We start from the raw sequence: 13367 nt of genomic DNA, 5'->3' as shown, positions 1-13367 counted from the left end.
TGAGACTTGTTATTCAAGTCAAAGAGAGCTGTAAATAGAAGAACAGCAGATAGTGGAAATCATTCTAAATGAATTGTGCCTTTTAATAAATTACTTAACGACTAAAGTGTAAAAAAAATCCAAAATAAATAAAGAGTATTTTTTTGAGTGATAATACTTTTTTTAAAACTATTGGTAAAAATTGTAAGTGCTTATTCAAAAGCACTTACATCGCCAATACCACGGCGAATAATTTCAGGATGTTCACCCGATAAATCAACAATACTTGTGCTTGTTAAAGTGCCGAAACCGCCATCAATAAATACATCAATTCGTTTATCTAACTGATTTTCAATATCGTATGGATCGTCTAGAGGATCTTCTTGTCCTGGTAAAATTAATGTACTGGTGAGTAGCGGTTCACCAAGTTCTTTTAATAGAGCCTGACAAATTGGGTTACTTGGGATACGTAAGCCAATAGTTTTCTTTTTAGGGTGCATCAACCTACGAGGAACTTCACTGGTTGCAGGTAAAATGAAAGTCGTAATGGCTGGGGTATTTGCTTTCAATAAACGATAAGTTGCATTATCAACTTTTGCATAAGTTGCAATGTCAGATAAGTCGCAGCACATAATTGCATATTGATGCTTCGGCCCTAAACCGCGAATCTGCGCAATACGTTCCATAGCATTTTTATTACCGATCTGACAGCCAATTGCATAGGCAGCATCGGTAGGGTAAACCACAACATCTCCGGCACGAATGCGTTCAACCGCTTGGCTAATGAGGCGTTGCTGTGGATTTTCAGGATGTACATGTAAATGCATCATATTTTGGAGACTCCATCACGCCAGTGTTAAAAATAATTATTAGGCTTTTTAAATGAACTAGACAAGTAGTGAACGTAGTTTTTTTGTCAATTAATCAAGGAGTTCACGTTTGAATTCATTTAATTGTAATGGCGTATCCGAACGTGTACATTGGCAAATAAAACCAATAAATGCTGCTGCATCATGTGGCAACTTAGCTTCACCTGAAAAGTAACGTTGTACTTGAGCATAAACATTATCTTTAAATATTTTTCCATCACCACTAACACCTGTCAGGTTATCCAGCGAAACTCTAAACTTTCTACCAAACGACTGAGAGAACAACCATTCAATTGCTTGCGGCTTAATTTCTACTTGTTCAAATAAACTTTGTTGCTCTTTAGTTCGACCATCAGGGGCGTACCAATATCCTAAATCAGGTAATAGGCGGCGTTTTTCACCAGCGATCGACCAATGACTGATTTCGTGAAGGGCACTGTTAAAAAAACCATGGGCGAATTGAATTTTAGCCGGACCCTGATTTGTTACCGGGAAATATTCTGGTTCAAAATCTCCACGAACTAATGTCACATTATGGTGGGAAAACCAGTGATTAAAGTGTAAAATAAGCCAATCGACTTGCTCAGACTCTGATTTTGAGCTTGACCATGGTGAGAGTTGCACCGTGTCAGGTACAAGAGTGTTCTGATGAGTTGAATGGGTGCAAACGAGTAATGAAGAGTTAACTTCAGGTTGCGGCTGCAACAGGTGCATTGCTTAATTTACCCCGAGTTCTGTCTAAAGAAGTGCAAAATTGTATCTTAATCTTTGACAGAGTACCGATGAATTTGTAGAATTGCCGCCTTAATTATGTCAGCAAATACCTTTCCGGCACAGATTGAGCCGTTTAAATGGGCTGAACAAGGCTTTACATGGTCAGGTAAACTGCCCTTGTCTCGCTTTGCTCGTATCGCTCGTGAAGCTGTTGGATCAATTGATAACCAATTGATCAACATAGACTGTAAGCTATCAATGGATGCATATCATCGCATTGTGTGGATGGATGGTCATATGGACACGAAAGTTCCAATGGAGTGCCAACGTTGTTTGGAACCTGTTGAAATGCCTCTTGTCTTAGACTTTCATATTGCATTAATGGATGATGAGTCACTGATAGAGCGCTTGGATGAGGATGCTGATTTCATCGTTTTAGGTGAAAGTGAGTTTACGACGAAAGGTGATTATGATACGCCAGCCTCGATTAACTTGCTCGCACTACTAGAAGATGAACTGTTATTGTTGGTGCCTTTATCTCCCAAGCATGATGCTTGTGAAAATAAACATCAACCTACCATTCAAAATGTTGTTGAAGAAAAACGGGATAATCCGTTTGATGTTTTGGCAGGTTTGAAGGGTAAACTTAACTCATAATTTGTGATATAATTGTGAGATAAGACAACTGAATTTGTTCTGATCCATTTTTTCGATCTTTGTAAGGAGCCATCATGGCCGTTCAGCAAAACCGTAAAAGTCGCTCTCGCCGTGACATGCGCCGTTCACATGACGCTTTAACCGAGAATGCATTAACAGTAGACCAAGCAACTGGTGAGACTCATCGTCGTCACCACGTGACTAAAGACGGTTTCTACCGTGGTCGTCAATTATTCGCTAAAGCAGCTGATGCTGAATAATTGTATGATATGCATTAAGCGTGATGCTTAAGTATAGAAAAAATGGGAGCGAAAGCTCCCTTTTTTTGTTGTTTTTCGCAATTATAAAAATATAAATAACATGTTAAATTTCCGCTCCAGAAATGAGTGAAAACCCAAAAAAGGATTTCTTATGTCTGCTAAACGTCTTGAACAAGTAGCTTTAGCCACAAAAACTGCGTTTGTGTTTCCGGGTCAAGGTTCACAAAAAGTCGGTATGCTTGCTGAACTAGCAGAACAGTTTAGTGGGGTTGGGCAAACCTTTGCTGAAGCTTCGGATGCACTTGGATTCGATCTGTGGCATATTGCGCAAAGTGGTGAAGGCCTCAACCAAACAGAAAATACCCAACCTGTGTTATTAACTGCCAGTATCGCTCTATGGCGTGTATGGCTTGATTTAGGCGGTCTGGCACCAAAGTATCTTGCAGGACATTCTCTAGGTGAATACAGTGCTTTGGTTGCTGCAGAATCTATGAGCTTGGCAGATGCAGTGAAACTAGTGAATTTGCGTGGCAAACTCATGCAAAGTGCTGTTCCTCAAGGGGAAGGGGCTATGGCTGCAATCCTTGGTTTGGCTGATGAAAAAGTGGTTGAACTTTGCCAAATTGTGAATGCAGAAGGTCAAGGTTCAGTAGAAGCTGCAAACTATAATTCACAAGGCCAAGTCGTGATTGCTGGAAGTACAGCATCTGTACAACAAGTGATGGCTTTGGCAAAAGAGCAGTCTGCTAAAGCAATTGCTTTACCTGTGTCGGTTCCTTCGCATTGTTCATTGATGAAACCTGCTGCTGAAAAATTTGCAGAAGCTTTGGAACAAACTGCCATTGAGCTGCCTACCATTCCTGTAATACAAAATGTCAACGCGGGAATAGCTACCGATGTTGCTCAATTGCGTCAGTCGTTAACTGCTCAATTGTACCAATCTGTACAATGGACAGACACGATGCAGTTTTTACAAGACCAAGGTATTCACTACGTTGTTGAGTGTGGGCCTGGTACAGTATTGAGTAATCTCGCGAAGCGTTTACCAAATATAGAAAAAGCTTTTGCTATTGATAGCAAGAGTAAAATGGAAGATGCCCTAAATGCTGTTTTAGTGGCAGAAGGAAAAATTGCATGACACAAGAACGCAAAGTTGCATTAGTAACGGGCGCGAGTCGGGGCATTGGCGCTGCAATTGCCCAGCAACTTATTCAAGACGGTTATTTTGTTGTAGGTACTGCGACATCTGAATCTGGTGCACAAAAGTTAAGTGAAAGCTTTGGTGAGCAAGGTGCAGGTTTAGCTCTCGATGTGCGTAATCTCGATGAGATTGAAGCAGTCGTTTCTCATATTGAACAGAACTATGGCCCTGTGCTTATTTTGGTTAATAATGCGGGTATCACGAAAGACAATTTATTGCTACGTATGTCAGAAGATGATTGGGATGACATTCTCAACATTCACCTTAAAGCCGTATATCGTTTATCTAAACGTGTGCTTAAAGGTATGACAAAAGCGCGCTTTGGCCGCATTATTAATATTAGTTCTGTTGTTGCACATTTTGCAAACCCAGGTCAGGCGAACTACTCTGCTGCAAAAGCAGGTATTGAAGCGTTTAGCCGTAGTCTTGCAAAAGAGATGGGTAGCCGCCAAATCACTGTGAACAGTGTGGCACCAGGCTTCATTGCAACAGAAATGACAGATGCACTTAGTGAAGAAATTCGCAAAAAAATGAGTGATCAAGTGGCTTTAAATCGCTTAGGCGAGCCACAAGATATCGCAAATGCGGTGAGTTTCCTTGCAAGTGATAAAGCAGGTTACATTACCGGTACGGTATTACATGTAAATGGTGGTTTATACATGGCCTAGGGCTGATGTATAACTTTTAAAAATTTTTATATTCAATTAAACTAGTGGCAAATCAAACGCCACGAGCAATGAGGAGAATTCCTGTGAGCGATATCGAACTACGCGTTAAGCAAGCAGTTGCAGAACAACTTGGTCTTAAAGCTGAAGAGATTAAAAACGAAGCATCTTTTATGGATGACTTAGGTGCTGACTCTTTAGATTTAGTTGAACTTGTAATGTCTTTCGAAAACGACTTCGACATCACTATCCCTGATGAAGATTCAAACGAAATCACTACAGTTCAATCTGCAATTGACTATGTAACTAAAAAACTTGGTTAATTCGCATATTGCTGAATAAAAAGAAGGCCACCGTAAGGTGGCTTTTTTTATTTGAGTAAAATAAAAGAGATACATATTTTTACAAGATCAACCTCAATTGATAGCAGAGGCTTGTCTTTTTTGAAGTATAACAATAAAGGTCAGTTTAATGACTTTACTATAAACAATAATATGAGGACTAAAAGATGGGTCTTTTTGATTTTGTAAAAGGTATTGGTAAGAAAAATACCGCACCAGCAGAACCACAACCAGCTCCGGCAACACCAGCAGAGCCTTCTGCACAAGAAATCGCAAATAAATTATTAGGATTAATTAAAAGCTTAGGCCTAGGGGTAGAGGGTTTATCTGTAACGTATAATGGTGCAACTGATACCGCAATCATTAAAGGACAGGTAAAAAGCCAAGCAGATAAAGAGAAAATTATTCTTATTGTTGGGAATATTGATCATGTTGCACAAGTAGATGATCAAATGACCGTTGCAACTCCTGAACCAGAAAGTAAATTCTACACAGTAAAGTCTGGTGATAACCTTTCAAAAATTGCGAAAGAATTTTATGGTGATGCGAATCAATACCAAAAAATCTTTGAAGCAAACAAACCAATGCTTAAAGATCCAGATGAAATCTTCCCAGGACAGGTTTTACGTATTCCTCAATAATTGAGGGTAATAAAAAAGGCGCTTTTAGCGCCTTTTTCTTTTTCTAGAATCTTTTTGGTATTTTTTGCCCATTTGCTACAGGAGTCTCGGCGTTCTTTAAAACACCAAATAACCATGTTTCGGCATGCTGTACCGCAATTTTTAAAGAATCACCTAAAGCCAAACGACCAGCAATAAAACTAGCTAAAGAACAACCTGAACCGTGATACTCACCGTCTAAGCGGGGGCAACTACTACTCGCCGCAAGTTCACCATTAATATATAAACTATTTTTAATGTGATCTGGTGTATCTTCGTGTCCACCTTTGACTAAAACAGCTTTTGCGCCCATTTCAAATAGCTTTTGCGTTGCTTGTTCTAAGTCATCGACACCCGTGAGAGCACGTAATTCGACTGTATTTGGAGTAATAATAGTGGCTAGGGGAATAAGCTCAACGAAAGCTTTGACAAGAGTTGCTTGATCACCTAAAGAACCCCCGCTGTTTGCCACCAAAACAGGATCGAGTACATATTGATATTCTGGATGGGCACGAAGAAACTCCGCTAAAGCAGCAATGTTATCTGTGGTGCCAAGCATGCCTGACTTAACGCATTTAATCGGCAAATCACCTACAACTGCATTTGCTTGAGCTAATAATAGTTCTTTTGAGGTTGCTTCGAAGCCAAATACTTGTTGTGAGTTTTGTATGGTGAGGGCTGTACATGCAATTGCTGCATGAGCACCACTTTGTCCAATCGCTTCAATATCAGCTTGTAAACCTGCACCACCTGAAGGGTCTAAACCCGAGAAACAAAGTACGGTTGGACGCACGGTTATTTCCTTTTCAATTTAAATTTACGTTAGTATAAGAGAGTTTGATTAAACTCTCGACCAATTGAATTAAATACTTTACTGGGTTAATGATTGAATGGCTATAAAACATATTTTGATTGATTTGGATGGAACACTAACAGACCCAAAAGTTGGTATTCATACTTCAATTCGTTATGCAATGGATAAGTTGGGCTTTCCATTGGCTGCCGATTTAAATATTGACTGGACAATTGGGCCTCCTTTAAAAGCCTCATTAGCAAAACTATTAGCCACTCAAGATGATGCTTTGGCTGAACAAGCTTTACTTGCTTATCGTGAGCGTTTTTCAGTTACAGGTTTATTTGAAAATGAAGTATATCCATCAGTTGCGCAAACACTTAATGCATTGAAAGAAGATGGGTATCGTTTATTCGTCGCAACCGCTAAACCAACTATTTATGCAAAACGTATCTTAGATCATTTTGACTTAAGCCAATATTTTGTAAATATTTATGGTAGTGAGTTAACTGGGGAACGTACCAATAAAGCTGAACTTATTCATTATATTCTTGAACGTGAGCAATTAAACTCAGAAGAATGCTTAATGGTAGGTGACCGTCAATATGATGTTTTAGGTGCTCGCCACAATGGTATTGAGGCGGTCACTGTGACTTATGGTTACGGAACACCAGAGGAACTTAAGCAAGCACAACCTAAAGCAATGATTACGCAATTTTCTGAACTTTTGGAATACATCGAAGATCAGGCAACACAAAAGAAAGTATCTTAAATATTAGTAAATTTTAATGTGAAGGTTTGGCTTTTATCTAAAGCCAAACCTTTTTTTATTTAAATACTGTGTTGTTGGCGGTATTGAACAAGTTCTTCAATCGTAATCACGGTTAAATGATGAGTTTGAGCATATGCCAAAACTTGAATACCTGATGCCATCGTGCCATCTGGGTTGGTTAATTCGCATAACACACCAGCAGGTTTAAGCCCAGCTAGTCTTGCTAGATCAATTGTTCCTTCAGTATGACCTCGGCGAGTAAGTACTCCTCCAGTACGTGCACGTAAAGGAAAAACATGGCCTGGACGGTTAAGATCACTTGGAACAGCACCATCTTTGATTGCAGTTTTAATGGTAGTAACACGGTCTTTAGCCGAAACACCTGTTGTAACACCTTGGGCTGCTTCAATAGTCACTGTGAAAGCCGTATGAAACTGGCTTGAGTTTTGAGAAACCATGGGTGGAAGTTCTAAATGATCTGCTAACTCTTCTGTAAGGCACAAACATACAATACCTGAGCCATCACGAATCATACGTGCCATTGTTTCAACAGTTAGAGTTTCGGCTGCGACAATTAAATCTGCTTCATTTTCACGATCGAAGTCATCCATAACCAAGACAGGTTTGCCTTGACGGATATCTTCTAATGCTTGTTGAATGCGTTGTTCAGCAGGAGAGAGGGCTGAGAAAAAAAGTTCTGGTTGAATTAAGCTAGACATAATGAAACGCTCTCGTAAAAATACGGTTGAACATTTCAGGACTGATGTAAAAACAGGCTGGCACTGAAATAAAACGGATTTATCCCAGTTCGTCGTCTTCTTTCATCCGGACTATACCGTCGGCTTTGGAGTTGCACCAAATCTGCTCAAATCATAAAATTTAAGCTCGTGGGCTTGTTAATCTATCAATAAAAATTAACTTTACCACCGGTGGGGAATTACACCCCGCCCTGAAGCGATGGGTTTTATTATAGCGCGCTGGATAAAATTGACTAGATGCTTTTGTAGAATGCTAAGTTTCTTTATGAATAAGTATTTTCACAAATGGAAATAAGCTTTTTAACAAGAGCTTACTTGTTGATATGAAAATGGAATGCTATGTTTTTTATAGAAAATTATAAATAAAATAGGTGTTTCATGCAGATAAGAGATGATTATCCCCTTAGGAATACTTTATTTATTCAGCATCTCCATATTTTTAGTTATGTATTTATGGCGGTCAGTATTCTTTATTTAATTGCTGCTAATTGGCTAATGCTTCCAGACAGCATCCAGCTAACCATCCCGCCACTTATATTACTTGTGACAGCATGGATCAGTATAAAAGACACTTTAAGTGAAGGAGTTGGGCAGACTTTACATGGTATTTGCGGCTTGATGGTAGGCTTAAGTTTGGCTGTAATCGGGCAGGTCTATCAAACTGGAGCAGACAGTTATTTACTTTTCCTGATTTGGACATTGCTGTTATTACCTTGGCTATATCGACCAAATATTGGAATCTTTGCTTTAATTTGTATTACTAGCCAACTTACACTTTTTTTATTTTTTAAGCAGACTTTTTGGTTAGAAAAGTTTCCTTATTTATATCTGTTTGCTTTAAATTTATTAAGCCTTATAGAGTTTTGGGTATGTATAAAGAAGTATCGTGCTTTACGTTTCGTCTTTATCGCTTGGTTTGCAGTCATTTCAATCATTGGAATGATCCAATATTTATCTGGTGAAAATATTCCTTATCTGATCTCGGCTTTCTTTTCAGGAATAATCGGTTTTTATTATTTCTTCAAAAAAGATGATCAATTATGTGCCAGCTTAATGGCCGCTGTTCTTGGTGTGACTGCAACAATATGGCTTGTAGATAGGATCAATGACTTATTTAAAGATTCAAATGAGTTCATTTTTTTATTCATTGCAGGCATTATTTTTATCTGGTTTGCGCTGATTAGTTATTTTTTAATAAAAATTTTTCGTCAAAGCCGCTTTTATATAATTCCTTTAGCTGTTGGAGCTTGGCTTGCTGGTCTAGCACTCGCGGCTTTTACATTAGTATTTTGGGAAGCTGTTTCTTTAATTATAGGAGTTATTTTTGTTTGTATAGCTTCTATTTTATTGAAAAAATCTCAACACTACTTCATTCGGCAATTTGCCTATTGTTTATTCATAAGTGGTCAGACCGCTTTTTTGTTTCATCTAGAGTCTGAAACAGATCAGATGTTATGGGTGCTAATTGCACAGATTTTTATTCTCTGTATAAGTTATTTTCTTAAACCCCATTGGTTCTTTATTTTAATTCAAATGCTCGCTACTTATGGCATAGCATTTATTTACTTACTACAAATGGATCATTCATTGTGGTCAGTAAACTCCACTCAGACTTATTTAAATTTAACCCTGCTCAGCTATTTTGTTTTTAGTTTGGTGTTCTTGCCGAAGGCTAAATCGATAGTTCAATATGAGCGTAGTATCTATTTGTGTGTGCTTGCGGTAGTTGTGGTAGCTTCTTTCTTTGATACTTTTATGGGACTAGTTCTAGATAGTTCGGAAGATCTGCAGATATGGATTTTCTATTTATTACCTAGTCTTTGGTTGCTTTGCTTTAGTATTTTTTATTTGTATAAACAGTTGCATGGAGTAGTGTTTTTCGCATTCTTACTTTTTGGTGTATTGCTCATTGCACTTGGCTATTTTGAAGTTTTCATTTTATTTATCATTCTAACATGGGCGATAAAAAAGAAAGATTATATTGTTTATGGTGTCACTCTAGCAGTATTTGTTTTAGTACTTTGGCAGCTTTATTACAACTTACAAATAACTTTCTTGGCAAAGAGTGCATCGATTTTGATTTCTGGTCTTGTTCTATGGGCTTTATATTGGTTGCTCCACCAAGAAAATCAACGCCATCTTATTGAAGGAGAAAAATAATGAAGAAATATTTTTCTCTTATTCTGGCTATAGCTACCACATTATTTTTTGTGGGATTGATAGTGAAAAATGAATGGCATCTGGATCATAGTAAAAGTATTTTTATTGAACTTAAGCCAGTTGATCCGCGTTCAATTTTACAAGGTGACTATATGGCACTGGCTTATGAGTTAAATTTACAATCTCTTAAAGCTCTTGCAGGAAGTGAGAGTGAGGCTCTAGATCAGGTAATTTTTAATCATTCTTCTGTTCCAGCAAAAGTTATTTTGGATTCACAAAATCGCGTAGTTCGTACAATTTTAGATATTAACAATTCATTTGCTGGGCAAAGTTTAATTTTAAAAAATCCTGAAAATCGTTTACAGGCTTTATATCCCGCTTCACGAAGTTTCTTGTTTGCCGAAGGTCTAGCCCAATGCTATCAGAAAGCAAAGTATGCTGAATTTAAGGTAAATACAAAAGGAGAGGCGATTCTGTTTGATTTGCGAGGAGAGGGGCTTCAACCATTAAATTGCAAACAGCAAAAGAACTGGTGGGAAGGAACGATTTAGGATTTATAAAATGATAAAAGCCCGTCAATGCGGGCTTTTTTTATTCTAAGAATAAATTAGGCAACTTGAACAGGAATACAATTCGCTGTGTGGTTGACTGTATTATTTGGGTTAGCATAGACCAAACGTGGTTTATGAATATTTGCTTCAGCTTCAGTAAAATCACCAAATGTAGCAATAATCACTAAATCACCGACATCTGCTTGATGTGCAGCGCCACCATTTACTGAAATAATTCCAGAGTTATCTTCACCACGAATCGCATAGGTCGTGAAGCGTTTGCCATTGGTTACATTCCAAACATGAATTTCTTCATATTCACGAATACCAGCTAAGTCCATCAATACGCCATCAATTGCACAAGAACCTTCATAGTGAAGTTCAGCATGGGTTACAACTGCGCGGTGAATTTTGCATTTTAATAAACGAGATAGCATGGCTAGCGTCTCCTGAGTAGACCTAAGAGTAAGATCTTATGGTGAAATCTTTAGCTTTTGCTGTTGGCAAAGTGGCTGATGCGCATTTTGCTCCTAAAAAAGCAAGATAGCAAGCTTGATTGTTCAACAATTTAAGTTGGTTTATACGCATTAATTTGATTCATGGCCTGTGGAACTTGTCCTTGAACAAGTAATTTCACTTTAGAAAGGGCATGATCAATTGCTGCATCCATCAGACTTTGTTCACTACTTGGTGCTTTCCCAAGTACATGACCTGAAACTCGCTCTTTTGAGCCAGGATGTCCGATACCAATACGTAAACGATGAAAATTTGGACCAATATGAGGGACAATGTCACGTAAACCGTTATGACCACCATGTCCTCCGCCTGTTTTTAGACGAATTACACCAGGGTTCATATCAAGTTCATCATGAGCAATCAAAATTGCTTCAGGAGCAATTTGATAAAATTTTGCAAATGGAACTACACTTTGTCCAGAACGGTTCATAAATGTAGTGGGTAGAAGTAGACGGACATCGTGTCCTTCTATATTACCACGTCCGCTGATTCCGTGAAATTTCGGATCATTTTTTAATGTAATGCCATATTTATTAGCAAGCTGTTCAATGAACCAAAAGCCTGCATTATGGCGGGTTTGGGCATATTCTGAACCAGGATTGCCCAAACCAACAATTAGCGAAATATTTGACACTAATCTACGCCTTTCAACACTTATGCGCGTTTGAAGTCAGCGTGCATAGGAGTGTTTTTAGCTGGGTGACGTTGTAACGCTTGGATTTTAACGTTTTCAACTTTGTCGCCAACTTGGATTTCTATAACTTCTTCAAAGAAAGCATTGTTTTCTAAAGCTTTTACAAGCTGACGAAGTTCTAAAGTAATAGCTACAGGCTCAGCATTGCCACCATAAATGATAGCTGGAATTAATGCTTCGTGACGAAGGCGGCGGCTCGCACCTTTCCCTTGTTTGTCTTCAGCACGCGCTTGAGCGTTTAATACGAAGTTTGACATGAGTAAATCCTCATTAAAGTTAAATAGACTAAACTTGCGACCAGTTTAGTGATAGAAAACCCCAGCCAAGGCCAGGGTTCATAAAAGCTGCGGTATTATAAACTATCGAACATCGCACTGATAGATTCTTCGTTATTAATACGACGAATCGTTTCAGCAACCATGCTAGCAACAGAAACCTGACGGATTTTGCCCAAGGTTAATGCTTCTTCAGAAAGAGGAATAGTGTCAGTGACAACTAATTCATCAATAACTGAATTACGTAAGTTTTCAATAGCCTTGCCAGAAAGTACAGGGTGAGTTGCGTATGCAACCACACGGCGTGCACCAAATTGCTTAAGCGCATCAGCTGCTTTACACAATGTACCGGCAGTATCAACCATGTCATCTACGATAACGCAATCACGATCTTTTACGTCACCAATTAAATGCATAACTTGCGATTCATTGGCTTTTTGACGACGTTTATCAATAATTGCTAAATCGATGTCACCCATCTGTTTGGCAACGGCACGAGCACGTACTACGCCACCAACGTCAGGAGAAACCACCATAAGGTTATCATGCGATTGTTGACGTAAGTCAGCAAGCAAAGCAGGAGTACCATAGATGTTGTCGACTGGAATATCGAAGAAACCCTGAATTTGGTCAGCATGTAAGTCAATCATTACGACACGATCAATACCAACAGTGGTAAGCATGTCTGCAACAACTTTAGCTGTAATCGGCACACGTGCAGAACGTGGGCGACGGTCTTGGCGAGCATAACCAAAATAAGGGATAACGGCTGTAATACGACCAGCACTTGCACGACGCAAAGCATCTGCCATAACCAAGATTTCCATAAGGTTATCATTGGTAGGGGCACAAGTAGGCTGAACGATAAATACGTCTTTACCACGAACATTTTCAGTAATTTCTACTGAAATTTCTCCATCAGAAAAGTGACCGACTGATGCAGCACCTAGAGGGATATGTAAGTGACTTACGACTTTTTGAGCGAACTGTGGATGAGCATTTCCACTAAAAACGACAAGATTGGGCATGAAGCACCCTTGGCGGTTGGTATGTAATTAAATAGATGGCAGGGGCGGCTGGATTCGAACCAACGGATGCCGAGATCAAAACCCGGTGCCTTACCACTTGGCGACGCCCCTAATGCGGCAGAACTTTAATATTTTTGCAATGCAATGTCAAGATGAATCAACAAAAAGCATAGCAATTAAGTCTGTCTTTAAAATAAGAGAATGGCAGGGGCGGCTGGATTCGAACCAACGGATGCCGAGATCAAAACCCGGTGCCTTACCACTTGGCGACGCCCCTAAATTCGATGATATATATGATGGCAGGGGCGGCTGGATTCGAACCAACGGATGCCGAGATCAAAACCCGGTGCCTTACCACTTGGCGACGCCCCTAATATAATCATCATTACAGGTGAGGTTGGCAGGGGCGGCTGGATTCGAACCAACGGATGCCGAGATCAAAACCCGGTGCCTTACCACTTGGCGACGCCCCTAA

General features: G+C 39.2%; 17 protein-coding genes, 4 tRNA genes and 1 riboswitch. Of the genes, 9 read left to right on the top strand and 12 right to left on the bottom strand.

The features are described from left to right. Positions 1-191 precede the first annotated feature (191 nt). Complete coding sequence (locus F936_RS15320) at positions 192-809, bottom strand: L-threonylcarbamoyladenylate synthase (protein WP_003653356.1); 618 nt, start codon at positions 807-809, stop codon at positions 192-194. 90 nt (positions 810-899) lie between these two features. Beyond that, the gene (locus F936_RS15315; protein WP_005048668.1) at positions 900-1562 is read right to left on the bottom strand and encodes an elongation factor P hydroxylase; all 663 of its coding nucleotides are present in this window, start codon (positions 1560-1562) and stop codon (positions 900-902) included. 96 nt (positions 1563-1658) lie between these two features. Between F936_RS15315 and F936_RS15310 the strand changes: the two genes are divergently transcribed. The 6 genes from F936_RS15310 (at position 1659) to lysM (ending at position 5327) form a co-directional block, all read left to right on the top strand. Further along, positions 1659-2219 carry a YceD family protein gene (locus tag F936_RS15310; protein WP_003653352.1) on the top strand — a complete coding sequence of 187 codons (561 nt, stop codon included), beginning with the start codon at positions 1659-1661 and terminating at the stop codon, positions 2217-2219. Between the two features lie 74 nt (positions 2220-2293). Continuing rightward, a complete protein-coding gene (rpmF, locus tag F936_RS15305) occupies positions 2294-2479 on the top strand; it encodes a 50S ribosomal protein L32 (RefSeq protein WP_000290730.1) in 186 nt (61 codons plus the stop codon). A 151-nt stretch (positions 2480-2630) separates the two neighbouring features. Continuing rightward, positions 2631-3617, top strand: a complete 987-nt coding sequence (gene fabD, locus F936_RS15300; protein WP_004641568.1) for an ACP S-malonyltransferase — start codon at positions 2631-2633, stop codon at positions 3615-3617. Further along, a complete protein-coding gene (gene fabG / locus F936_RS15295; protein ID WP_003653349.1) occupies positions 3614-4348 on the top strand; it encodes a 3-oxoacyl-ACP reductase FabG in 735 nt (244 codons plus the stop codon). Before fabD ends, fabG begins: the two co-directional genes overlap by 4 nt. An 83-nt stretch (positions 4349-4431) precedes the next feature. After that, positions 4432-4668, top strand: coding sequence for an acyl carrier protein (acpP, locus tag F936_RS15290; protein ID WP_004641570.1), 237 nt, complete (start codon positions 4432-4434; stop codon positions 4666-4668). 185 nt (positions 4669-4853) lie between these two features. Continuing rightward, positions 4854-5327 carry a peptidoglycan-binding protein LysM gene (gene lysM / locus F936_RS15285; RefSeq protein WP_004641572.1) on the top strand — a complete coding sequence of 158 codons (474 nt, stop codon included), beginning with the start codon at positions 4854-4856 and terminating at the stop codon, positions 5325-5327. A gap of 43 nt (positions 5328-5370) precedes the next feature. Here lysM and F936_RS15280 read toward each other — a convergent pair whose 3' ends face one another. Beyond that, the gene (locus F936_RS15280; RefSeq protein WP_005048663.1) at positions 5371-6138 is read right to left on the bottom strand and encodes a hydroxymethylpyrimidine/phosphomethylpyrimidine kinase; all 768 of its coding nucleotides are present in this window, start codon (positions 6136-6138) and stop codon (positions 5371-5373) included. 97 nt (positions 6139-6235) lie between these two features. On the opposite strand from F936_RS15280, the gene F936_RS15275 reads away from it, so the two are divergent. Next, entirely contained in the window at positions 6236-6910 is a 675-nt protein-coding gene (locus F936_RS15275; protein WP_005048660.1) for an HAD-IA family hydrolase, read from the top strand. 59 nt (positions 6911-6969) lie between these two features. Here F936_RS15275 and ribB read toward each other — a convergent pair whose 3' ends face one another. Beyond that, positions 6970-7629 carry a 3,4-dihydroxy-2-butanone-4-phosphate synthase gene (ribB, locus tag F936_RS15270; RefSeq protein WP_005048658.1) on the bottom strand — a complete coding sequence of 220 codons (660 nt, stop codon included), beginning with the start codon at positions 7627-7629 and terminating at the stop codon, positions 6970-6972. A 90-nt stretch (positions 7630-7719) separates the two neighbouring features. Then, positions 7720-7870, bottom strand: a riboswitch (FMN riboswitch). Positions 7871-8046: 176 nt separating this feature from the next. On the opposite strand from ribB, the gene F936_RS15265 reads away from it, so the two are divergent. Further along, positions 8047-9828, top strand: a complete 1782-nt coding sequence (locus F936_RS15265; protein WP_005048655.1) for a DUF2157 domain-containing protein — start codon at positions 8047-8049, stop codon at positions 9826-9828. Further along, entirely contained in the window at positions 9828-10379 is a 552-nt protein-coding gene (locus F936_RS15260) for a GDYXXLXY domain-containing protein (protein ID WP_005048652.1), read from the top strand. Before F936_RS15265 ends, F936_RS15260 begins: the two co-directional genes overlap by 1 nt. A 56-nt stretch (positions 10380-10435) precedes the next feature. Here F936_RS15260 and panD read toward each other — a convergent pair whose 3' ends face one another. The 8 genes from panD to F936_RS15220 all read right to left on the bottom strand — a co-directional run bounded on the left by panD (position 10436) and on the right by F936_RS15220 (position 13365). Next, positions 10436-10816, bottom strand: a complete 381-nt coding sequence (panD, locus tag F936_RS15255; protein ID WP_002120296.1) for an aspartate 1-decarboxylase — start codon at positions 10814-10816, stop codon at positions 10436-10438. A 131-nt stretch (positions 10817-10947) separates the two neighbouring features. Continuing rightward, entirely contained in the window at positions 10948-11529 is a 582-nt protein-coding gene (pth, locus tag F936_RS15250; protein WP_003653332.1) for an aminoacyl-tRNA hydrolase, read from the bottom strand. Between the two features lie 20 nt (positions 11530-11549). Further along, positions 11550-11846, bottom strand: coding sequence for a 50S ribosomal protein L25 (gene rplY, locus F936_RS15245; protein WP_004641581.1), 297 nt, complete (start codon positions 11844-11846; stop codon positions 11550-11552). A gap of 95 nt (positions 11847-11941) precedes the next feature. Further along, positions 11942-12892: a ribose-phosphate pyrophosphokinase gene (locus tag F936_RS15240; RefSeq protein WP_003653329.1), complete on the bottom strand. Its 951-nt coding sequence runs from the start codon at positions 12890-12892 to the stop codon at positions 11942-11944. Positions 12893-12928: 36 nt separating this feature from the next. Further along, positions 12929-13003, bottom strand: a tRNA-Gln gene (locus F936_RS15235). Positions 13004-13094: 91 nt separating this feature from the next. Further along, positions 13095-13169, bottom strand: a tRNA-Gln gene (locus tag F936_RS15230). A 20-nt stretch (positions 13170-13189) separates the two neighbouring features. Beyond that, positions 13190-13264, bottom strand: a tRNA-Gln gene (locus tag F936_RS15225). A 26-nt stretch (positions 13265-13290) separates the two neighbouring features. After that, positions 13291-13365: transfer RNA gene (locus tag F936_RS15220), tRNA-Gln, on the bottom strand. Between the last annotated feature and the right edge of the window lie 2 nt (positions 13366-13367).

Source organism: Acinetobacter calcoaceticus DSM 30006 = CIP 81.8 (genome assembly GCF_000368965.1).
GTDB classification, from domain to species: domain Bacteria; phylum Pseudomonadota; class Gammaproteobacteria; order Pseudomonadales; family Moraxellaceae; genus Acinetobacter; species Acinetobacter calcoaceticus.
Note: the sequence above shows the minus strand (reverse complement) of the source record. Positions and strands in the feature narration are given on the sequence as shown.